Origin of the sequence: Staphylococcus sp. GDB9P120P (genome assembly GCF_017893435.1) — a bacterium.
In the GTDB taxonomy this organism is placed as follows: Bacteria; Bacillota; Bacilli; order Staphylococcales; family Staphylococcaceae; genus Staphylococcus; species Staphylococcus cohnii.
In genome coordinates, this window is sequence record NZ_JAESNB010000010.1 from 273,409 (window position 1) to 295,755 (window position 22,347).

General features: G+C 36.4%; 20 protein-coding genes and 1 other annotated feature. Of the genes, 1 reads left to right on the forward strand and 19 read right to left on the reverse strand.

The features are described from left to right. Positions 1-24: 24 nt before the first annotated feature. Positions 25-1,212 carry a glycine C-acetyltransferase gene (locus KA856_RS12155; protein ID WP_107385930.1) on the reverse strand — a complete coding sequence of 396 codons (1,188 nt, stop codon included), beginning with the start codon at positions 1,210-1,212 and terminating at the stop codon, positions 25-27. Positions 1,213-1,402: 190 nt separating this feature from the next. On the opposite strand from KA856_RS12155, the gene KA856_RS12160 reads away from it, so the two are divergent. Continuing rightward, the gene (locus tag KA856_RS12160; RefSeq protein ID WP_107385929.1) at positions 1,403-2,575 is read left to right on the forward strand and encodes a M20 family metallopeptidase; all 1,173 of its coding nucleotides are present in this window, start codon (positions 1,403-1,405) and stop codon (positions 2,573-2,575) included. A 157-nt stretch (positions 2,576-2,732) separates the two neighbouring features. Here KA856_RS12160 and tuf read toward each other — a convergent pair whose 3' ends face one another. From tuf to rlmB, 18 genes are all read right to left on the reverse strand, one after another. Beyond that, the gene (tuf, locus tag KA856_RS12165) at positions 2,733-3,920 is read right to left on the reverse strand and encodes an elongation factor Tu (RefSeq protein ID WP_064264070.1); all 1,188 of its coding nucleotides are present in this window, start codon (positions 3,918-3,920) and stop codon (positions 2,733-2,735) included. Between the two features lie 215 nt (positions 3,921-4,135). Next, complete coding sequence (fusA, locus tag KA856_RS12170; protein WP_107385928.1) at positions 4,136-6,229, reverse strand: elongation factor G; 2,094 nt, start codon at positions 6,227-6,229, stop codon at positions 4,136-4,138. Positions 6,230-6,347: 118 nt separating this feature from the next. Next, positions 6,348-6,818 (reverse strand): 30S ribosomal protein S7, encoded by a 471-nt coding sequence (gene rpsG / locus KA856_RS12175; RefSeq protein ID WP_019468564.1) that lies wholly within the window; start codon positions 6,816-6,818, stop codon positions 6,348-6,350. A gap of 71 nt (positions 6,819-6,889) precedes the next feature. Continuing rightward, positions 6,890-7,303: a 30S ribosomal protein S12 gene (gene rpsL, locus KA856_RS12180; protein ID WP_019468565.1), complete on the reverse strand. Its 414-nt coding sequence runs from the start codon at positions 7,301-7,303 to the stop codon at positions 6,890-6,892. A 95-nt stretch (positions 7,304-7,398) separates the two neighbouring features. After that, the gene (locus KA856_RS12185) at positions 7,399-7,653 is read right to left on the reverse strand and encodes a ribosomal L7Ae/L30e/S12e/Gadd45 family protein (protein ID WP_107384245.1); all 255 of its coding nucleotides are present in this window, start codon (positions 7,651-7,653) and stop codon (positions 7,399-7,401) included. 284 nt (positions 7,654-7,937) lie between these two features. Beyond that, positions 7,938-11,531, reverse strand: coding sequence for a DNA-directed RNA polymerase subunit beta' (gene rpoC / locus KA856_RS12190; RefSeq protein WP_181187689.1), 3,594 nt, complete (start codon positions 11,529-11,531; stop codon positions 7,938-7,940). A gap of 170 nt (positions 11,532-11,701) precedes the next feature. Then, positions 11,702-15,253 carry a DNA-directed RNA polymerase subunit beta gene (gene rpoB, locus KA856_RS12195; RefSeq protein WP_119517576.1) on the reverse strand — a complete coding sequence of 1,184 codons (3,552 nt, stop codon included), beginning with the start codon at positions 15,251-15,253 and terminating at the stop codon, positions 11,702-11,704. A gap of 199 nt (positions 15,254-15,452) precedes the next feature. After that, the gene (locus tag KA856_RS12200; RefSeq protein ID WP_107385925.1) at positions 15,453-16,061 is read right to left on the reverse strand and encodes a class I SAM-dependent methyltransferase; all 609 of its coding nucleotides are present in this window, start codon (positions 16,059-16,061) and stop codon (positions 15,453-15,455) included. 251 nt (positions 16,062-16,312) lie between these two features. Then, positions 16,313-16,681, reverse strand: coding sequence for a 50S ribosomal protein L7/L12 (gene rplL / locus KA856_RS12205; RefSeq protein WP_210138742.1), 369 nt, complete (start codon positions 16,679-16,681; stop codon positions 16,313-16,315). Positions 16,682-16,724: 43 nt separating this feature from the next. Then, positions 16,725-17,234 carry a 50S ribosomal protein L10 gene (rplJ, locus tag KA856_RS12210; protein WP_019468571.1) on the reverse strand — a complete coding sequence of 170 codons (510 nt, stop codon included), beginning with the start codon at positions 17,232-17,234 and terminating at the stop codon, positions 16,725-16,727. Positions 17,235-17,310: 76 nt separating this feature from the next. Beyond that, positions 17,311-17,458, reverse strand: a sequence feature (ribosomal protein L10 leader region). 90 nt (positions 17,459-17,548) lie between these two features. Then, the gene (rplA, locus tag KA856_RS12215) at positions 17,549-18,244 is read right to left on the reverse strand and encodes a 50S ribosomal protein L1 (RefSeq protein ID WP_019468572.1); all 696 of its coding nucleotides are present in this window, start codon (positions 18,242-18,244) and stop codon (positions 17,549-17,551) included. Positions 18,245-18,471: 227 nt separating this feature from the next. Beyond that, positions 18,472-18,894 (reverse strand): 50S ribosomal protein L11, encoded by a 423-nt coding sequence (rplK, locus tag KA856_RS12220; protein WP_019468573.1) that lies wholly within the window; start codon positions 18,892-18,894, stop codon positions 18,472-18,474. A gap of 390 nt (positions 18,895-19,284) precedes the next feature. Continuing rightward, on the reverse strand, positions 19,285-19,833 hold the full coding sequence (gene nusG, locus KA856_RS12225; RefSeq protein WP_107385924.1) for a transcription termination/antitermination protein NusG: 549 nt from the start codon (positions 19,831-19,833) through the stop codon (positions 19,285-19,287). 14 nt (positions 19,834-19,847) lie between these two features. Further along, a complete protein-coding gene (gene secE, locus KA856_RS12230) occupies positions 19,848-20,027 on the reverse strand; it encodes a preprotein translocase subunit SecE (protein WP_019468575.1) in 180 nt (59 codons plus the stop codon). A gap of 127 nt (positions 20,028-20,154) precedes the next feature. Continuing rightward, the gene (rpmG, locus tag KA856_RS12235; RefSeq protein ID WP_071560108.1) at positions 20,155-20,298 is read right to left on the reverse strand and encodes a 50S ribosomal protein L33; all 144 of its coding nucleotides are present in this window, start codon (positions 20,296-20,298) and stop codon (positions 20,155-20,157) included. 122 nt (positions 20,299-20,420) lie between these two features. Continuing rightward, the gene (locus KA856_RS12240) at positions 20,421-21,002 is read right to left on the reverse strand and encodes a sigma-70 family RNA polymerase sigma factor (RefSeq protein WP_107385923.1); all 582 of its coding nucleotides are present in this window, start codon (positions 21,000-21,002) and stop codon (positions 20,421-20,423) included. Between the two features lie 72 nt (positions 21,003-21,074). Next, complete coding sequence (locus KA856_RS12245; protein WP_019468577.1) at positions 21,075-21,599, reverse strand: NYN domain-containing protein; 525 nt, start codon at positions 21,597-21,599, stop codon at positions 21,075-21,077. Further along, positions 21,596-22,345, reverse strand: a complete 750-nt coding sequence (gene rlmB, locus KA856_RS12250; RefSeq protein WP_107384253.1) for a 23S rRNA (guanosine(2251)-2'-O)-methyltransferase RlmB — start codon at positions 22,343-22,345, stop codon at positions 21,596-21,598. Before rlmB ends, KA856_RS12245 begins: the two co-directional genes overlap by 4 nt. Positions 22,346-22,347 lie beyond the last annotated feature (2 nt).

Consider the following 22,347-nt stretch of genomic DNA (forward strand, 5'->3'; position numbering starts at 1 on the left):
CGTTTAATATCTAGCTAGTTAGCGTTAAATTGTACCTAGTTCTTTACCTACTTTTTCATATGCCGCTAATGCTTGATCAAGCATTTCTTTTGTATGTGCAGCTGTAGGCATATTACGAACACGACCTGTACCTTTTGGCACTGTCGGAAAGACGATAGATTTCACATATATACCTTCATCTTTTAAGCGACTACTAAATGCTTGTGTTTCTTTTTCGTCACCTATGATTACTGGTGTAATTGGTGATTCAGAATTACCAATGTCAAAACCTAATTTTTTCAGTCCATCTTTTAAGTAATTACCATTTTCCCAAAGTTTATCGTGTAATTCTGTTGATGCCATTAATTTCTTAACAGCTTCAGTGATGGCTTTTGTATCACCAGGCGCTAGTGATGTTGAGAATAAGAATGGTCTTGATTGTGCTTTCAACCAATCGATTAATGATTGTGTACCAGCTACATAGCCACCTACAACACCAATCGCTTTAGATAATGTACCGATTTGGAAATCAATTTTGTCTTGAAGGCCAAAATGTTTCACTGTACCTGCACCATTACCCATGACACCAGAGCCATGTGCGTCATCAACATATGTGATTAAACCGAACTCTTCTGCAATTTCTACGATTTCTGGTAATTTGGCAACATCGCCATCCATACTAAATACACCGTCAGTAATATACATTACTTTATTGTATTGTCCAGATTCAACAGCTTCTTTTGCCTTAGCACGTAAATCATCCATATCTGAATGATTGACACGAATGATTTTCGCTTTAGATAAGCGACATCCATCAATAATTGATGCGTGGTTTAATTCGTCTGATAGAATAGCATCATTTTTATTCATAACAGCTGAAATTGCTGCCATATTACAATTAAAACCTGATTGGTATGCAATTGCAGCTTCTGTACCTTTAAATTTCGCAAGTGTTTCTTCCAATTCATCATGAAGGTCTAATGTACCATTAATAGATCTTACTGCACCTGCACCTACACCATGTGTATCAATAGCATCCTTAGCAGCTTGTTTTAAATCTTCATCTGTTGCAAGTCCTAAATAGTTATTTGAAGATAAATTGACATAATTTTTCCCGTTAATCTTAATCTCTGGTCCATTCGCACCTTCAATTGTATCAATTTCGTTATAAAGTCCATTTTCTTTCAAATACTGAATATTTTCATCTAAAAAGCCATGTAATGACTGTACCACTGAAAATCCCCCTTTGAGTTATCTACTATTTAATCTTATCATAACCCATTTTCTTGTATCAGGAAAGTAGAATCCCACGAATCGTTAAAGCGTTTTCTGCAATTTAATTAAAGTCATAATAATTGTCTCTACAGTAAAGTCATTTAAAATGATATAATAGAATAATCATTTTAAGGAAGAAGGGTTGAAGTTGTTTGATTGGTTTCAACTAGCAAGAGAAAAGGAAAACAGAATGATTCAAATTCGTCGCTATTTGCATCAATATCCTGAATTATCATTTGAGGAGTATCACACACGTGACTACATCCTAAATCAACTCAGCCAACTATCATGTGAAGTACGTTCACCCGTCGGACGAAATGGCATCGTCGCAACATTTAGCGGACAAGGAGACGGTCCAACGATTGCATTGCGTGCTGATTTTGATGCTTTACCGATCAATGAATTAACAGAGGTGGATTACAAGTCTAAAAATCCTGGTGCGATGCATGCATGTGGACATGATGGCCATACCGCAACATTATTAGCGGTTGCTGAAATAATTGAAGCACATAAAAACAAATTAAATGGTGATGTCGTACTGATTTTCCAATACGGTGAGGAAATTATGCCGGGTGGCTCACAAGAAATGATTGATGATGGTTGCTTACAAAATGTAGATAGAGTATATGGAAACCATTTGTGGAGTGGCTATCCTACGGGCACAATTTATTCTCGTCCTGGTGCAATGATGGCTTCTCCTGATGAATTCAATGTAACAATTCATGGTCAAGGTGGGCACGGTGCAAAACCACACGAAACAATCGATCCAGTGGTTATTATGGCTGAATTTATCATTAGTGCACAAAAGATTGTTTCTAGAACAATAGATCCCGTAAAACAAGCCGTTATTAGCTTCGGTATGGTACAGTCTGGTTCAGCAGATAATGTCATTCCAGATGTAGCATTTTGTAAAGGCACCGTGCGTACTTTCGATACAGAAGTACAAGCACATGTGATGCACAAAATGGATAAGCTCTTACAAGGCTTAGCTGTTGCGAACGACATCACTTATGATTTTGATTATATCAAAGGCTATTTACCTGTCCATAATAATCCAAAATGTTTTGATATTGTTAAACAAGCTACAAATGATATGAATTTAAGATTTAACGAATCAGAATTAATGATGATTGGCGAAGACTTTTCACATTATCAAAAAGTACGTCCTGGCGCATTCTTTTTAACAGGTTGCGGCAATCCTGAAAAAGGTACCACACACCCACATCATAGTCCGTATTTTAATCTTGATGAAAAAGCGTTAAAATATAGTGCCAGCCAGTTTTTAAAAATATTAGAGTTAGAAAATGTAATAACGCCTTAGGCTTTTAATGCCTAAGGCGTTTTCTATAACCAAAGATTTCAATTTTTGAACGGTGACCTCATTTGTTCTAATAAATAGTTAAAAAAGATTAACACGAATATAAAAAAGAGCCTCCAAAAATTGGAGACTCTTCAAATCTATATCAAGATAAAATATCTTATTTGTAGATTTCAGTTACAACGCCTGATCCAACAGTACGTCCACCTTCACGGATAGAGAAACGTGTACCGTCTTCGATAGCGATTGGAGAAATTAATTCAACTTCCATTTCTACGTTGTCGCCAGGCATAACCATTTCAGTACCTTCTGGTAAAGTAACAACACCTGTTACGTCAGTAGTACGGAAATAGAATTGTGGGCGGTAGTTACTGAAGAATGGCGTATGACGGCCACCTTCATCTTTTGATAAAACGTAAACTTCCGCTTTAAAGTTTGTATGTGGTGTAATTGAACCAGGAGCAGCTAAAACTTGACCACGTTGGATGTCTTCACGTGCAACACCACGTAATAACGCACCAATGTTGTCACCAGCTTCAGCGTAGTCTAATAATTTACGGAACATTTCTACACCAGTAACAGTTGTTTTGCTTGAATCTTCTTGCATACCGATGATTTCAACTTCTTCACCGACTTTGATTTGACCACGTTCAACACGGCCTGTAGCAACAGTACCACGACCAGTGATTGAGAATACGTCCTCAACTGGCATCATGAATGGTTTGTCAGAATCACGTTCTGGTGTTGGAATGAAGTCATCAACAGCTTGCATTAAGTCTAAGATTTTTTGCTCATAGTCAGCGTCGCCTTCAAGTGCTTTTAATGCTGAACCAGAGATTACAGGTACATCGTCACCTGGGAAGTCATATTCGCTTAATAAGTCACGAACTTCCATTTCTACTAATTCTAATAATTCTTCATCGTCAACCATGTCAACTTTGTTTAAGAATACAACTAATGCTGGAACACCAACGTTACGTGATAAAAGGATATGTTCACGAGTTTGTGGCATTGGGCCATCAGCAGCAGATACTACTAAGATAGCTCCGTCCATTTGAGCAGCACCAGTGATCATGTTTTTAACATAGTCAGCGTGTCCTGGGCAGTCAACGTGAGCATAGTGACGTTTTTCAGTTGTATACTCGATGTGTGAAGTATTGATTGTGATACCACGTTCTTTTTCTTCTGGAGCGTTATCAATCATGTCGTATGATTGTGCAACAGAGTCACCATTTTTTGCTAAAACAGTTGCGATAGCAGCTGTTAAAGTAGTTTTACCATGGTCAACGTGTCCGATTGTACCAATATTGGCATGTTCTTTTGAGCGATCGAATTTTTCTTTAGCCATTATAAAATCTCTCCTATTCGTTAGAAAATTAATTGTTAAATTTATCTCTCATGACAGTTTCTCACCATCATGAGAAGATGATTTATTTAGGTTAAAAGTACCATACAGTACCTTTATAATGCATTTTCCCTAAAAAATCAATCAATAAAACTGTAAGCCATATAATTATGCTTTACATGTATTGTACAGACTGTCACTGCACAATACAAGTTTAATTATTCAGCTGATTTATTACCAGTGTTTTTCTTGATAATTTCTTCAGAAATTGATTTTGGAACTTCTGCATAGTGATCGAAGTACATAGTGTATGTTCCACGACCTTGTGTATTAGAACGTAATGATGTTGCATAACCGAACATTTCTGAAAGTGGTACAAAGGCATTTACAACTTGTGCATTACCACGAGGTTCCATACCATCAACACGTCCACGACGAGATGTTACGTCACCCATGATGTCACCCATGTATTCTTCAGGCATTTCAATTGTTACTTTCATCATTGGTTCTAAGATAACAGGTTCACATTTTTTAGCAGCTTCTTTAAGTGCTAATGATGCAGCAATTTTGAAGGCCATTTCTGATGAATCGACATCATGGTATGAACCATCAAATAATTTAGCTTTAACATCAATTAATGGATAACCAGCTAATACACCGTTTTCCATAGCATCTTTAAGTCCAGCTTCAACTGATGGAATGTATTCACGAGGAACTACACCACCAACGATAGCGTTTTCGAATTCGAAACCGCCACCTGTTTCGTTTGGTTCGAATTCAATTTTAACGTCACCATATTGTCCACGACCACCAGATTGACGCGCGAATTTACCTTGAACTTGTGCTGATTGCTTAAATGTTTCACGGTATGAAACCATTGGCGCACCAACATTACATTCAACGTTAAATTCTTTTTTCATACGGTCAACTAAGATGTCTAAGTGAAGCTCACCCATACCACCGATGATAACTTGTCCAGTTTCTTCGTCAGTGTGTGCATGGAATGTTGGGTCTTCTTCTTGTAACTTAACTAAAGCTGTAGTCATTTTGTCTTGGTCAGCTTTAGATTTTGGTTCAACTGATAGGTGAATAACAGGTTCTGGGAAGTCCATTGATTCCAAGATAATGTCATTTTTCTCACCACATAAAGTATCACCAGTACCAGTTTCTTTCAGACCTACCGCAGCAGCGATATCTCCTGAGTAAACTGTGTTAAGCTCTTGACGAGAGTTAGCGTGCATTTGTAGTAAACGACCTACACGTTCACGTTTATTCTTCGTAGAGTTTTTAACATAAGAACCTGATGTTAATGTACCTGAGTACACACGGAAGAATGTTAACTTACCAACATAAGGGTCAGTCATTACTTTGAACGCTAACGCAGCGAACTCAGCACTGTCATCTGCTTTTGCGATAACTTCTTCTTCTGGATCATCAGCACGGTGGCCGACGATTGGTTTAACATCTAATGGTGATGGTAAATAATCAATTACTGCGTTAAGCATTAATTGAACACCTTTGTTTTTGAAGGCAGTACCAACAAGAACTGGGTAGAATTCAATATTATTAGTTGCTTCACGAATAGCGTCTTTTAATTCAGCTACAGTAATTTCTTCGTCACCAAGATATTTTTCCATTAATTCATCACTTGTTTCAGCTACTGCTTCAATAAGTGTTGCGCGAGCTTCTTCAGCTCTTTCTTTTTGATCTTCAGGAATTTCAATTTCTTCAATTTCAGTTCCTAAGTCATTGTTGTATTTGAAACATTTCATTTCAACTAAGTCGATGATTGCTTCAAATTCATCTTCCGCACCAATTGGTAATTGGATTGGTTGTGCATTCGCTTGTAGGCGATCATGAATTGTGCTTACAGCATATTCAAAGTTAGCACCTAATTTGTCCATTTTGTTTACGAAAACAATACGAGGAACGCTGTAAGTTGTTGCTTGACGCCAAACTGTTTCAGTTTGAGGTTCAACACCTGATTGCGCATCAAGTACTGTTACCGCACCATCAAGTACACGTAATGAACGTTCAACTTCAACAGTGAAGTCTACGTGTCCTGGTGTATCGATGATATTTACACGGTGATCATCCCATGAAGCTGTTGTTGCAGCTGATGTGATTGTGATACCGCGGTCTTGCTCCTGTTCCATCCAGTCCATTTGTGAAGCTCCTTCATGAGTTTCACCAATTTTATGGATACGTCCAGTATAGTAAAGAATACGTTCAGTCGTAGTTGTTTTACCAGCATCGATGTGAGCCATGATACCGATATTACGAGTTCTTTCTAAACTAAAATCTCTAGCCATGTATTTTTCTCCTTCCAGTATAACTGCGAATAAATACTATAAATATGGCGATGCCCTAAGCATGCACCTAGATAGTAAACTATCAGTGTGGAACATGCTCAGGGAAAAACCTACTATCCTACCAACGATAGTGAGCGAAGGCTTTGTTAGCTTCAGCCATTTTATGAACGTCTTCACGTTTCTTAACTGCACCACCAGTGTTGTTTGCAGCATCTAAAATTTCGTTAGCTAAACGTTCTTCCATCGTTTTTTCACCACGAAGACGTGAATAGTTAACTAACCAACGAAGGCCTAAAGTAGTACGACGTTCTGGACGAACTTCTACAGGTACTTGATAGTTAGAGCCACCTACACGACGAGCTTTAACTTCTAATACTGGCATGATGTTGTCGATAGCTTCTTCGAAAACTTCGATAGCTTCACGACCACTGCGTTCTTGAACTAATTCAAATGCAGAATAAAGAATTTTTTGAGCTGTTCCACGTTTACCATCTAACATAATTTTGTTAATCAATTTAGTAACTAATTTTGAGTTATGAATTGGATCTGGTAATACGTCTCTTTTTGGTACTGATCCTTTACGAGGCATAATATAAATCCTCCCTTCCTAATTATAATATATTTCCATTATTTATAACGAAAATTTACGCAATCTTAACCTTATTTTTTAGGTTTTTTAGTTCCGTATAATGAACGACCTTGTCTACGACCGTCAACACCTGAAGTATCAAGTGCACCACGTACGATGTGGTAACGCACACCAGGTAAGTCTTTTACACGTCCACCACGTACAAGTACAACACTGTGTTCTTGTAAGTTGTGTCCGATACCAGGAATATAAGCGTTGATTTCGATGTTGTTAGACAAACGCACACGAGCATATTTACGTAACGCAGAGTTAGGTTTTTTAGGTGTCATTGTACCTACACGTGTACAAACACCACGTTTTTGTGGTGAGTTTAAGCTAGTGTACTTTTTCTTTTTACTGTTGTAGTTTCTGTTCAATGCTGGTGAATCATAGTTTTTTGATTTGCTTTGTCTTGGTTTACGTACTAATTGATTAATAGTTGGCATGAAATATGTCCTCCTCTCTTCTTTTATAATCCCACACATCCAGGTGGTTCATTTTAAAGGTAAATAAAATTTAGTAAGAAAGAATCTTACTAATCTCATTTCAATAATGCAACAACAGTCGCATTAACGTTTATACCTACATACTTTCCTAAAGCTTGTTTGCTCTCGAAAAATGAGATAGATATGTTTTTGTGATTGATTTGACTTAACACGCGAGTCATCAGATGAACTTCAACGTCTTTAGCGATAATCAATGATGTCACTTGATCTTTATTCAAAGCTTTCAGCGTTTGTTTAAGACCAATAACATAGTGTTGTTTGTTAAAGCGTGCAACTTTTTCATTAGACATCTAAATATCCTCCAAAGTTCTGCTTGCATCAACCTTAATAATAATAACATCAAAATCACTGCGGAGTCAACTTTAATTAACATTTTTTGCAGAAAATATACAAAAAAATAAGAGAGCGAAATAAAGATTAAATGTTACCATCAAATCTTTTATTTCGCCCGAGATCAAATGGTCAGTCGCTTAAAACATATGACATGTGATGGGGCCTTACAACCTCAACACATGTCTCTATGTTTATACAACTTCAAATGAATGATAAACCATTTTACATTTCAAAAGCTATACTAGATTTCAGTTGGTTGAATCTCTTCAACGACTTCTTCAGGTGTCGCTTTATCATACTGTACATCACTGTAACGTCTCATACCTGTACCAGCTGGGATAAGCTTACCGATAATAACATTCTCTTTAAGTCCAAGTAAGTTATCGCGTTTACCTTTGATAGCTGCATCTGTAAGAACACGTGTTGTTTCTTGGAATGATGCTGCTGATAAGAAGCTTTCTGTTTCAAGAGAAGCTTTTGTTATACCTAGTAATACAGGTTTAGATGTTGCTGGACGTTTACGTTCTTTGAACGCTTCACGGTTAGCATCTGTAAAGTTATGAATATCTACAAGTGCACCTGGAAGTAATTTCGTATCTCCAGCTTCAATGATACGTACTTTACGTAACATTTGTCTTACCATAACTTCAACGTGTTTATCATCAATTTCAACACCTTGCATACGGTAAACTTTTTGAACTTCTTTTAATAAATAGCTTTCTGTAGCATTTAAACCAGATATAGATAAGAAGTTCTTAGGTTCAATAGAACCTTCTGTAAGTGCTTCACCACGTTGAACACTTTGGCCAACTTCAACTTTTAATCTTGAAGTACCTGAAGCCAAGTAAGATTTCGTTTCATTCGCACCTTTGATGACGATTTCTTGTTGACGGTCTTTGGCAACACTAATGTCATCTACGACACCTTCAATTTCGGTAACGACTGCTTGACCTTTAGGGTTACGCGCCTCGAAAATCTCTTGGATACGAGGAAGACCTTGCGTGATATCACTACCTGCTACACCACCTGTGTGGAATGTACGCATTGTAAGCTGTGTACCTGGTTCACCGATTGATTGGGCAGCAATTGTACCAACTGCTTCACCAACTTCAACTTTTTCACCAGTAGCAAGGTTTTTACCATAACATTTTTCACATACACCATGACGTGTGTTACATGTAAATGCTGAACGGATATACATTTCTTCTATACCAGCGTCTGTGATTTTCTTAGCAATTTCTGCTGTTACTAACTCATCTGGACGAACGATAACTTCATCTGTTTCTGGATGACGAATCGTTTCTTTAGAATAACGACCTTCAATACGTTCGCTAAATGGTTCGATCATTTCAGTACCTTCTTTAATATCAGATACTAGTAAACCACGGTCAGTACCACAGTCTTCTTCACGAACGATAACATCTTGTGCCACATCAACCAGACGACGAGTAAGATAACCAGAGTCCGCTGTTTTAAGTGCTGTATCGGCAAGACCTTTACGCGCACCATGTGTAGAGATAAAGTATTCTAACACTGTTAAACCTTCACGGAATGATGAAGTGATTGGTAATTCAATGATCTTACCTGATGGTGCAGCCATAAGCCCACGCATACCAGCTAACTGTGTAAAGTTAGATGCGTTACCACGGGCACCAGAGTCACTCATCATAAAGATTGGGTTTGTTTTTTCAAGTGAACCCATTAATTCGTTTTGAATTTGGTCTTTAGCATCAGTCCAAATTTCAACAACTGCATTGTAACGTTCAAATTCTGTAATTAAACCACGGTTGAATTGTTTTTGTACTTTATCAACTAGTTTTTCATGTTCATCTAAAATTTGTTGTTTATCTGGTAAAACCACAATGTCAGATACACCAACAGTGATACCAGCTTTAGAAGAGAATTTGAAGCCTAAGTCTTTCATTCTATCTAACATCATAGATGTATCTGTGATGCTGAATCGATTGAAGACTTCTGCAATGATATTTCCTAAGAAATTCTTGTTGAATGGTTCGCTAAGTGGTTGCTCATCAAAATATGCTTTTAATCCACCCTCACCTAATTCAGTAGCAGAAACAAAGTATTTGTCTGGCGTACTGTTTTCAAGGTTATATTTTGTTGGTTCGTTAATGTATGCAAATGAATCAGGAATGATTTCATTAAAGATAACTTTACCAACAGATGTTGTTAAGATTTTTTGATTTTGCGCTTCTGTAAATGTTGGGTTATTGAATGAACTTGCATGCACACCTATACGTGTGTGTAAATGTACATAACCATTTGCGTATGCTTTTAACACTTCGTTTGTATCATTATAAATTGTACCAGTATTTACAGCATCTTTACGTTCTAAAGTAAGGTAATAGTTACCTAATACCATATCTTGTGATGGTGTAACAACAGGTTTACCATCTTTAGGATTTAAGATGTTTTGTGCTGCAAGCATAAGCATGCGTGCTTCTGCTTGTGCTTCTTTAGATAATGGAACGTGAACAGCCATTTGGTCACCATCAAAGTCAGCGTTATAAGCTGTTGTAGCAAGTGGGTGTAGACGAATGGCACGGCCTTCTACAAGTGTAGGTTCAAATGCTTGAATACCTAATCTATGCAGCGTTGGTGCACGGTTTAAAAGAACTGGATGTTCTTTAATTACGTCTTCTAATACATCCCATACTTCATCATCCATACGTTCAATCTTGCTTTTAGCATTTTTAATGTTTGTCGCAATTTCACGTTGAACTAATTCTTTCATGATGAATGGTTTAAATAGTTCTAAAGCCATTTCTTTAGGTAAGCCACATTGATACATCTTCAAGCTAGGTCCAACAGCGATAACTGAACGACCTGAATAGTCAACACGTTTACCTAATAAGTTTTGACGGAAACGACCTTGTTTACCTTTAAGCATATGTGAAAGTGATTTTAATGGGCGGTTACCTGGTCCAGTTACTGGACGACCACGACGACCATTATCGATGAGTGCATCAACTGCTTCTTGTAACATACGTTTTTCGTTTTGTACGATGATGCCAGGCGCACCTAAATCTAATAAACGTTTTAAACGGTTGTTACGGTTGATAACACGACGATATAAGTCGTTTAAATCACTTGTTGCAAAACGTCCACCGTCTAATTGAACCATTGGTCTGATTTCTGGTGGAATAATTGGAAGTACGTCTAATACCATCCAAGCTGGATTGTTACCAGAATGTCTGAATGATTCAACAACTTCTAAACGTTTAATCGCACGTGTAAGTCTTTGTCCTGTTGCAGACTCTAACTCATCACGTAATTCTTTTAATTCTGTATCCAAATCAATTTCATCTAATAATTCTTTGATACCTTCAGCACCCATTTTAGCTGTAAATTGACCAGGGAATTTATCATAGTACTCTCTGAATTCTGCTTCAGATAGTAATGTCTTTTTCTCTAAACCAGTTGGTCCTGGATTTACAACAACATAAGAAGCAAAGTAAATCACTTCTTCTAATGCTCTTGGTGACATGTCTAATAATAGTCCCATGCGGCTTGGAATACCTTTGAAGTACCAAATATGTGAAACTGGCGCAGCTAATTCAATGTGTCCCATTCTTTCACGGCGCACTTTAGATTTAGTTACTTCTACTCCACATCTATCACAAACCATACCTTTATAGCGTACACGTTTGTATTTACCACAACTACATTCCCAGTCTTTTGTAGGTCCGAAAATTCTCTCACAGAATAGACCATCTTTTTCTGGTTTTAAAGTACGATAGTTAATTGTTTCTGGCTTTTTAACCTCACCAAAAGACCATGAACGGATTTTTTCAGGTGAAGCAAGTCCTATTTTCATATAATGGAAATTATTTACATCAATCAAGGAGCCTACCTCCTTCAATTTAGATTAGCTGTGCAAATTGATTGATTGCTCTTTATCAATATTAGATAAACCCATAATGAGGCAAGTACGACGACTTCACCTCAATATGGTATATCTCTTTATAAACTTAAATGCGATCTGTATTAGTCAGTAATTTCTTTTTGTGATTGTGGCGCTTCTTTTTGTTGAAGGTCCACTTTACGTTCTACTGCATCTTCATCTTCGTTATCTTGCATGTCAATTTCATTGTCATGCTCATCCATAATCTTAACATCTAATCCTAAACTTTGAAGTTCTTTCATCAATACTCTGAATGATTCAGGAACGCCAGGTTTAGTAATATTTTCACCTTTGACAATAGATTCGTATGTTTTAACACGACCTACTGTGTCATCAGATTTATAAGTTAAGATCTCTTGAAGTGTGTAGGCAGCACCATAAGCTTCAAGTGCCCATACCTCCATCTCACCGAAACGTTGTCCACCAAATTGTGCTTTACCACCTAGTGGTTGTTGCGTAACAAGTGAGTATGGTCCAGTTGAACGCGCATGTAATTTATCGTCAACCATGTGTGCAAGTTTCAGCATATACATAACGCCGACTGAGATTCTGTTATCGAATGGTTCACCCGTACGTCCATCATATAATACTGTCTTACCATCACGTGCCATACCTGCTTCTTCAATCGTTGACCATACATCTTCATCACTCGCACCATCAAATACTGGTGATGCAACATGAATACCTAAGTTTTTAGCAGCCATACCTAAATGTAACTCTAATACTTGTCCGATATTCATACGTGATGGAACACCTAATGGGTTCAACATGATGTCAATTGGTGTACCGTCTGGTAAATAAGGCATATCTTCTTCAGGAACTAACTTAGAAATAACACCTTTGTTACCGTGACGACCACACATTTTGTCACCAACATGTATTTTACGTTTTTGAACGATATAAACACGTACTAATTGGTTTACACCTGGAGATAATGTGTCATCTCCTTCTTCACGGTTGAAGACTTTAACGTCTAGAACAATACCGCCTGCACCATGAGGAACACGTAATGATGTATCACGTACTTCACGTGCTTTTTCACCGAATATTGCATGTAATAAGCGTTCTTCTGCTGTTAATTCTGTTACACCTTTAGGCGTTACTTTACCTACTAAAATGTCTCCATCATTAACTTCAGCACCTACGTATACAATACCACGGTCATCTAAGTTTTTAAGCGCACTATCTGAAACGTTAGGAATATCACGTGTAATTTCTTCAGGTCCTAGTTTTGTATCACGTGCTTCTGATTCATATTCCTCAATATGAATAGAAGTATATACGTCATCTTTCACTAGGCGTTCACTCATAATTACAGCATCTTCATAGTTGTAACCGTCCCATGTCATGAAACCGACAACTACGTTTCTACCTAACGCCATTTCACCAAGTTCCATTGAAGGACCATCGGCTAAAATTTCACCTTTCGTTACGACATCACCTGTAGCAACGATTGGTCTTTGGTTATAACAAGTACCTGTGTTTGAACGTTTGAATTTAGCTAATGGATAGCGATCAATTTCGCCTTCGTATTCTTGTCCATCTTCTTCGATAAGTTGACGTACAAGGATTTCATTAGATTCAACGTGTTCAACACGGCCTTTGTGTTTAGCAACAATTGCTGCACCAGAGTCACGAGCTGCTACGTGTTCCATACCAGTACCTACGAAAGGTGATTCTGGATTCATCAATGGAACTGCTTGACGTTGCATGTTCGCACCCATTAATGCACGGTTAGAGTCATCGTTTTCTAAGAATGGAATACATGCTGTTGCTGCAGAAACAACCTGTTTAGGAGATACATCCATGTAGTCCATTTTTTCTTTTGCCATAACTGTGTTATTACCACGGAAACGACAAACAACTTCATCATCTAAGAAGCGACCATTTTCATCTAACTTAGAATTTGCTTGTGCTACAACATAGCTATCTTCTTCATCAGCTGTTAAATAATCAATTTGTTCTGTGATACTATTTGTTTCAAGATCTACTTTACGATATGGCGTTTCAATGAAACCAAATTCATTTACACGTGCATAACTTGATAATGAGTTAATCAAACCAATGTTTGGTCCCTCTGGTGTTTCGATTGGACACATACGACCATAGTGAGAGTAGTGAACGTCACGCACTTCCATTTGAGCACGTTCACGTGTTAAACCACCAGGTCCTAATGCTGATAGACGACGTTTATGTGTCAATTCTGCTAATGGATTGGCTTGGTCCATGAATTGTGACAATTGAGAACTACCAAAGAATTCTTTAATTGACGCAATGACTGGACGAATATTGATTAATTGTTGTGGTGTAATAGAATCTGTATCTTGGATAGACATTCTTTCACGTACCACACGTTCCATTCTTGATAAACCAATACGGAATTGGTTTTGTAGTAACTCCCCTACTGAACGTAGACGACGATTACCTAAATGGTCAATATCATCTGTGAATCCAATACCACTTAGTAAATTAAAGAAATATGACATTGATGCGATGATGTCAGCTGGTGTAATACATTTCACTTCTGAATCAGGGAACGCATTACCAATAACTGTCGTTGTGCGTCCTTCTTCATCATTAGGAACATATACTTTAATAGATTGAATTTCTACTGGTTCATCAATCACAGTACCTTCAAGTTCAAAAACTTCACTGTTAGCATTAGATTCTAATACATCCATGATTTCATCTAAATTACGACGATCTAAGACAGTACCTTCTTCAGCTACAATTTCACCTGTTTCAGCATTAACAATTGGTTCTGCTAATTTTTGATTGAATAAACGGTGTTTTAAATGAAGTTTTTTATTCGCTTTATAACGACCCACACTCGCTAAGTCATAACGTTTCGGATCAAAGAAACGAGAGTATAATAAGCTTTTCGCATTTTCTACTGTAGGAGGTTCACCTGGGCGTAAACGCTCATAAATTTCTAATAATGCTTGATCAGTATTTTCTGTACCATCTTTTTCTAACGTATTACGTAAGTACTCATTATCTCCTAAAAGATCAATAATTTCTTGATCTGTTGAGAAGCCTAAAGCTCTTAATAATACTGTTAGTGGTAATTTTCTTGTTCTATCAATACGTACATAAACTACATCTTTAGCATCAGTTTCATACTCTAACCATGCACCACGGTTAGGGATAATTGTTGCATCATAGTTTGTGCGACCATTTTTATCTAATTTTTCATTAAAGTAAACGGATGGTGAACGAACTAATTGTGATACGATAACACGTTCAGCACCATTAATCACAAATGTACCTGTATCTGTCATTAATGGGAAATCACCCATAAACACTTCTTGCTCTTTCACTTCGCCTGTTTCTTTAATGATTAGACGTACTTTTACACGTAGAGGTGCAGAATACGTCGTATCACGGTTTTTCGATTCTTCTAAATCATATTTTGATTCTCCAAGTCTGTAATCAACAAACTCTAAAGACAGATTACCTGTGAAATCTTCAATCGGTGAAATGTCTCTAAACATTTCATATAAACCTTCTTCTAAGAACCACTCGTAAGACTTAGTTTGAATCTCAATTAAATTCGGTAATTCTAATACCTCTGAAATTCTCGCATAGTTTCTACGTTTACGATGTCTTCCATATTGGACAAATTGACCTGCCAAACAGATTCACCCCTCAAAAATTGCGTGTTTACTTTTACTAAATCAGCAAATATAATTAGACAAAAAGAAAACGGTAGCATAACTCATGACACCATTTTCTATTTCACCTTATATACTTTGTTAATTTATACGTAAAAGTACACACTTATTGAACATAATTTTTTACATTCTATTACTATATCAGAACAGCGGTTTTTAATCAACCTTTAACACTTCTTAATATATAATAGCCTTTGCGCTTTTCTAATACTTCTACGTTACCAAATGTTTCTTCCATTTTTTTCTTCGCGGATGGCATACCTTGTTTTTTTTGAATCACAACATAAAGTGAGCCATTCACTTTTAATTTATGATACGCATCAGCTAAGATGCTGTGAACTACCTTTTTTCCTGCTCTAATCGGTGGATTAGTTAGCACAAAATCAAAAGCATCATTCTCTACTTGTGATAACCCGTCACTTTCCTTGATGTCGACGTTCTCTAGATGGTTTTTCTTTTGATTTTTAATCGATAAAGAAAGCGCACGCTGATTTACATCAACCATTGTAATTTCATGGTGTGGAGACACTTTTGCAATCATCAAACCAATCGGACCATAACCACAACCAACATCTATAATTTTTTTAGTAGGACCCGGGGGATTTTCGTTTAAAAATGTATTGATTAATAAATCTGAACCAAAGTCTATTTTCCCTTTAGAAAACACACCTGAATCAGTAACTAATTTTAAATCATAGCTTTTGTAGGAATACGTAAAGGGAAGTTCATCGCTTTCTACTTCAGGATTTTCATCATAGTAATGACTCATGACTACACCTCTTTTAATCTAATTCGCCTTAGATTAATACTATACCCTCAACGAAATTTTGTAGTAACAAATAATTCGTTCAGGATAGGTCAAATAAGATAAAACCCCGTTATATCGATAACGGGGTTTTCATTTCTCAAAGATTTCAGGCAATCCATATTACATTTAAGATTAGCGTATCGAAATAGCTAATGTGTTAAGCTGCTTGGACAACCTTCAATATATAATTATGAACTGTTAGCCAGCTAGAATTATTTTAATTCTACTGTAGCGCCAACTTCTTCTAATGCTTCTTTAAGTTTTTCAGCTTCTTCAGTTGGTAAAGCTTCTTTGATTACTTTAGGAGCTCCGTCAACTAATTCTTTAGCATCTTTTAATCCTAAGCCAGTAGCTTCTTTAACAGCTTTAACGACTTTGATTTTAGATGATCCAGCTGATGTTAATTCAACATCAAATTCTGTTTTTTCTTCAGCAGCGTCTCCGCCACCTGCTGCACCTGCTGCTGCTACTGGAGCTGCTGCAGTTACACCAAATTCTTCTTCAATTGCTTTTACTAAGTCGTTTAATTCTAAAACTGACATTTCTTTAATTGTTTCAATGATTTGTTCTTGATTAGCCATTTTAATATTCCTCCATTAATTTTTATTAGTTTATTATGCGCAATTATTCAGCGCTTTCTTCGTTTTGTTCTTTATCTTCTCCAACAGCTTTAACTGCATAAGCGAAATTGCGTACTGGAGCTTGTAATACTGATAAAAGCATAGAAACAAGACCGTCGTGTGATGGTAATGTACCAACTGTGTTAACTTCTTCAGCAGAGATAACACTGCCTTCCATAACACCTACTTTAATTTCTAAAGCTTTATGTTCTTTAGCAAATCCTGCTAATACTTTTGCTGGAGCAACAACATCTTCTGTTGAAGTAGCAACTGCAGTAGGACCTACTAAATGTTCATTTAAACCTTCTAAACCAACTTGATCAGCAGCACGACGAACCATTGTATTTTTTAATACTTTGAATTCAACGCCAGCTTCACGTAATTGTGAACGTAATTCAGTTACTTCTGAAACAGTTAGACCACGATAGTCAACGATTACAGTAGATACTGAATTTTTCAATGATTCAGCAATTACATCAACTTGTTGTTTTTTAGCTTCGATGATAGCAGACATTTAGACACCTCCATAGTTTTTTATTTGGTGCTTTTAATCTTGATTACAACTGCTAATTACATGAATTAACAACTTTATCTCAATAAAAAAAGCACTTTCTACCCGCGGCAAAAAGTGCTTGAAAGATCTAAAAATCTTCACGTTCAAGTCAATTTTAGCCTCGGTAGGATTATTTTTAAGTTATCACTAACTCCTACTGTCTTAGGTAAAATAATACATTAACCAATATAACTGGTTAAATGCAGTATGTCAATATATTTTTAAAGATAAGACTGAATCAATCCATCCAGTCTTATCATCATTTATATTTAAGATTAAAGTTTGAAGCTAGAAGTATCAACTTTTACTCCAGGGCCCATTGTTGTTGTAACAGCAACAGATTTGAAGTAAGTACCTTTAGCTGAAGATGGTTTCGCTTTAGTTAACACATCTTGTAAAGCTTTGAAGTTTTCAACAAGTTTGTCAGTATCGAATGATACTTTACCAATTGAAGCATGTACAATACCAGCTTTTTCAGCACGATATTCTACTTTACCTGCTTTGATTTCTTCAACTGCTTTTGTAACATCCATTGTTACAGTACCAGTTTTAGGGTTTGGCATTAAACCTTTAGGTCCTAATACACGACCAAGTTTACCAACTTCGCCCATCATGTCAGGTGTAGCTACTACTACGTCAAAGTCAAACCAACCTTGTTGGATTTGTTGAACATATTCACTTTCACCAACGAAATCAGCACCTGCTGCTTCTGCTTCAGCTGCTTTGTCTCCTTTTGCGAATACCAAAACACGTTGTGATTTACCTGTACCATTTGGAAGTACAACTGCACCACGGATTTGTTGATCATTTTTACGTGTATCAATTCCTAAACGGAATGCTACTTCAACTGATGCGTCAAAGTTAGCGATACTTGTTTCTTTAGCTAATTCAACTGCTTCTTCAACACTATAGTGTTTTTGGCGATCAATTTTATTAGCTACTTCTTGAAATCTTTTACTTTTCTTAGCCATTTCATGTCCTCCTTTAGTGGTTTTAGCGGAATTTCCTCCCACATTTACTCGCTTTTGCAAGTTAAGAGCAGATAACAGAGAGGTTTTAATCGTATTGCATCTCAGGAAACACTTCCTAAATAAATGACAATTTCCCTCTTATTACGACAATATTGAACGCTTTGATCCTGTTTGTCATTTCTGTCATCTGCTTTATCGTCAATCTATGTTTTCAGTTAATTTTAATTTTATTGAACAGTAATACCCATACTACGTGCAGTACCTTCGATAATACGCATAGCTGCTTCTTCGTCTGCAGCGTTTAAATCTTGCATTTTTTGGTTTGCAATTTCACGTACTTGATCTTTAGTTACTGTAGCAACTTTGTTTTTATTAGGTTCGCCAGAACCTTTTTCAACGCCAGCTGCTTTTTTAAGTAATACTGGAGCCGGTGGAGTTTTTGTAATGAATGTAAATGAACGATCTTCATAAACACTGATTTCTACCGGAATAATTAAACCTGCATCTTCTTGTGTACGTGCGTTGAATTCCTTACAGAATCCCATAATATTCACACCTGCTTGACCTAATGCTGGACCAACTGGTGGTGCTGGGTTTGCTTTACCTGCAGGAATTTGTAATTTAACAACTTTTTCTACTTTTTTAGCCACGATGTGCACCTCCTTGATATCGTGATGTGGTCACAGGACTCAGTTTTGTCCTCCCACTCTTCTACATTTCGTGACGAAATGAACGCTCTATGAGCGCGACCACAGTATTATAACATCTATTTAAATCATAAAGCAAGAGTAAAGTGTAACTTTTTTTATAGAACCCCTTATCACTTTAGTGATTAGGGGTTCTTAATGCATGGGCTTTAGCTCAGGTACTCTTTAATTTAAATCACTTTAGTGATTAGGGAGTTTAATGCATATAAAGTAACACTTCTTGCTTATGCAAGTGCCTGTGCACTTGCATTCACTCAAATAATCCTCAAACTAAATCATTCATTCAGTTTCAATGGTCTATGACACATAGACCATCCAACCTGTATCATATGATTATAATTTTTCAATTTGATCGAATTCTACTTCAACAGGTGTTTCTCTACCAAACATGTCTACAAGAACTGTCAATTTAAATTTATCCGCTTCAATTTCTTGAACTTCACCAACTTGATTAGCAAATGGACCTGATTTGATTTTAACTTGCTCACCTAAATTTAATTCAACATCAATTGTTTTTTCTTTCATGCCCATTTGTTTCAAGATGAAACGTGCTTCTTCAGGTAATAATGGATTCGGTTTTGATCCAGCACCTGCTGAACCAACAAATCCTGTAACACCTGGTGTATTTCTGACAATATACCATGATTCATCAGTCATGATTAATTCAACTAATACATAGCCAGGAAATGTTTTTTTAGTTAATGTTTTAGCTTTGCCATCTTTAACTTGTGTTTCTTCCTCTTCAGGTATAACCACTCTGAATATCAGTTCAGTCATATTCATAGATTCCACACGTTTTTCTAAATTCTTTTTAACTTTGTTCTCATAACCAGAATAAGTATGCACAGCATACCAACGCTTTGCGCCAACTTCCTCAGACATGTCGTCACTCCTATCTATTTAATTAACTCTATAACTCTACCAATACCTAAATCTAAGACATAGAAGAAGGCTAAGAAAAATACTACCGTTGCCACAACGATTACAGTATATTTAAATAATTCTTCTTTCGTTGGCCAACTTGTCTTTTCCATTTCTGACTTTACGCCTTGAAAGAAATTTTCTTTTTTAGCCATTAGCAATACCTCCGTATTAATTCGATTTTCTCATTTGCTTATACATACGACAAATTAAGCAAATACAATACTCACAACTAAATTGGAAGGTTATATTTACTCAATTACTTAATCTAATATACCGACATTATTTTGCTTCTTTATGAACTGTATGTGCGTTACATCTTGGACAATACTTCTTCAATGTCAATCTTGATGTAAGGTTACTTTGCTTAGGAACATTATAATTTCTATTTCCACACGTTTCACAGCTTAATGGCACTTTTTTCATTTTACTTCACCTTACTCATTATAATACCAATCTACTATACATAACATCTCTGTCAATTGTCAATCTTCCACCATTGCTTTCTATTAACCCAAAAATCAATTAATACCTATCAATCACTGATTTTAATTCGGACGCTTTGGGTTAAATGCACGCTTCAATTTCAGTTTACATCTATGTATCGTATTGTAAACTATTTTAACATTTAGATTTAAAATGCAGGCAATTTCAGATGGTTTATAGTCCTTTAAAATATAATTTATAATGCCTTGTTCTAGCTCTGTTAATTTTTCAATTCTTTGATGCAGCATCGTCAGTTTTTCGTTTCTTAAAATAATTTCATCCGTTTGTCGGGTTTGCCTTAACATTTGGACACTAATTAACATTTCGTTTTCTAACAATCTTTGCCGTCTTAAATCTGCTGATTTTTTTCTTATATAATCATTTTTGGCATTTTTGATAGTGCGATTTACATAATGTACCAATGGGATTTCTTTAGAAAAATCAAATTGTCTTAACGCTTTGAATAATTTAAAAAGTATTTCTTGTTGTAGATCTTCTTTGTCATCTGGATGTATTGAAAAATGATTCAAACATTTCAATATATGTGGCTGTAATTTCTCTAGTAAATCGATTAAGAAATGAATATCTTGCCATTTGCTTTTTGAGACTGATGTTGGTTCTTGATGGTTTGTTCTTTGTAGCATACTTTAAATCCTTTCATTAGGTTAAAGTTAGCATACAAAGTACTCTGTAAAAAAAGCAAGGGGACAATCTTCTTATTTATGATTGTTACCCCTTCTGATTTTTTCAAATTCTTCCAAAATTTCATTGGACAGCTCTATACGCGTCCGTGGCTTCTGCTCATTGAACCCTTCAAGCTTTTTTGAAACCGAAACTTCATTTTCTCTCAAGTCTCTCCACATCTCTCTTGAAGAGATACGATAAGCACCCGCACCAAATATGGCATGTTGTTCACTCATATCACTTGTTACCACTGTGATGTGTCTTGTATGTTTGTCATATAAATCATACACATATTTTTCTATAAAACTGTCTGCTGTTTCTTTTTCTTTAGTAAAGACAATCTTCACACCATGATACATATATTCTGACGACATGCCCGATTGTTCGTAAGCGTCAAACACACAAACAACCTCATCAGCTATGACTGCATTATAATTTGCAATCGCAGTTAGTAGCTGATCACGTGCTTCTTCCAAATTTTCTTGGGCTATTTGACTTAAATCTTGTGATTGGCCAATCATATTATAACCGTCAATAATCAAGAAACGATCCTTCATGGTTTTTCTCCAATCTGATTACGTTTACGGTAGACTTCATACATCATTAAACTTGCCGCAACAGAGGCATTCAAACTATTTACATGCCCTACCATCGGAATATTTATATAAAAGTCGCATTTATCTTTTGTAAGTCGGCTCATACCTTGGCCTTCACTTCCGATAACGATTGCTAATGGCATACCGGCATCCATTTCACGATAATCTGTTGAATTTTCCGCTTCAGCACCAACTACCCAATAACCATGATCTTTTAATGTTTCAATAGTATTCGCTAAGTTTGTAACACGCATGACAGGTACATGTTCAATCGCACCTGTAGATGCTTTTGCAACTGTCTGTGTGAGTGCAACCGACCGCCTTTTAGGAATAATGATGCCATCCACACCTGAAGCGTCCGCAGTTCTTAAAATTGATCCTAAATTATGGGGATCTTCTAAGCCATCCAAAATTAGAACAGTAGATAGTTTTTCGTTATCTTTTTGTTGTGCTAAAAACGCATCAAAATCTGCATATTCATATGGTGCAATGTATGCAGCGACACCTTGGTGAGGTGCATCAGACAAACCATCTAATTTCGATTTTGGCACTGCTTGTACAATGATTTTGTTACTATTTGCCTTTTTTAAAATATCATTGATTTGTCCTTTTTTTACTGTATCCTGAATTAAAACCTTATTAATTGTATGCCCAGAAACAATCGCTTCTTTTACGGCATGACGACCTACGATTACAATCTCTTCCAAAG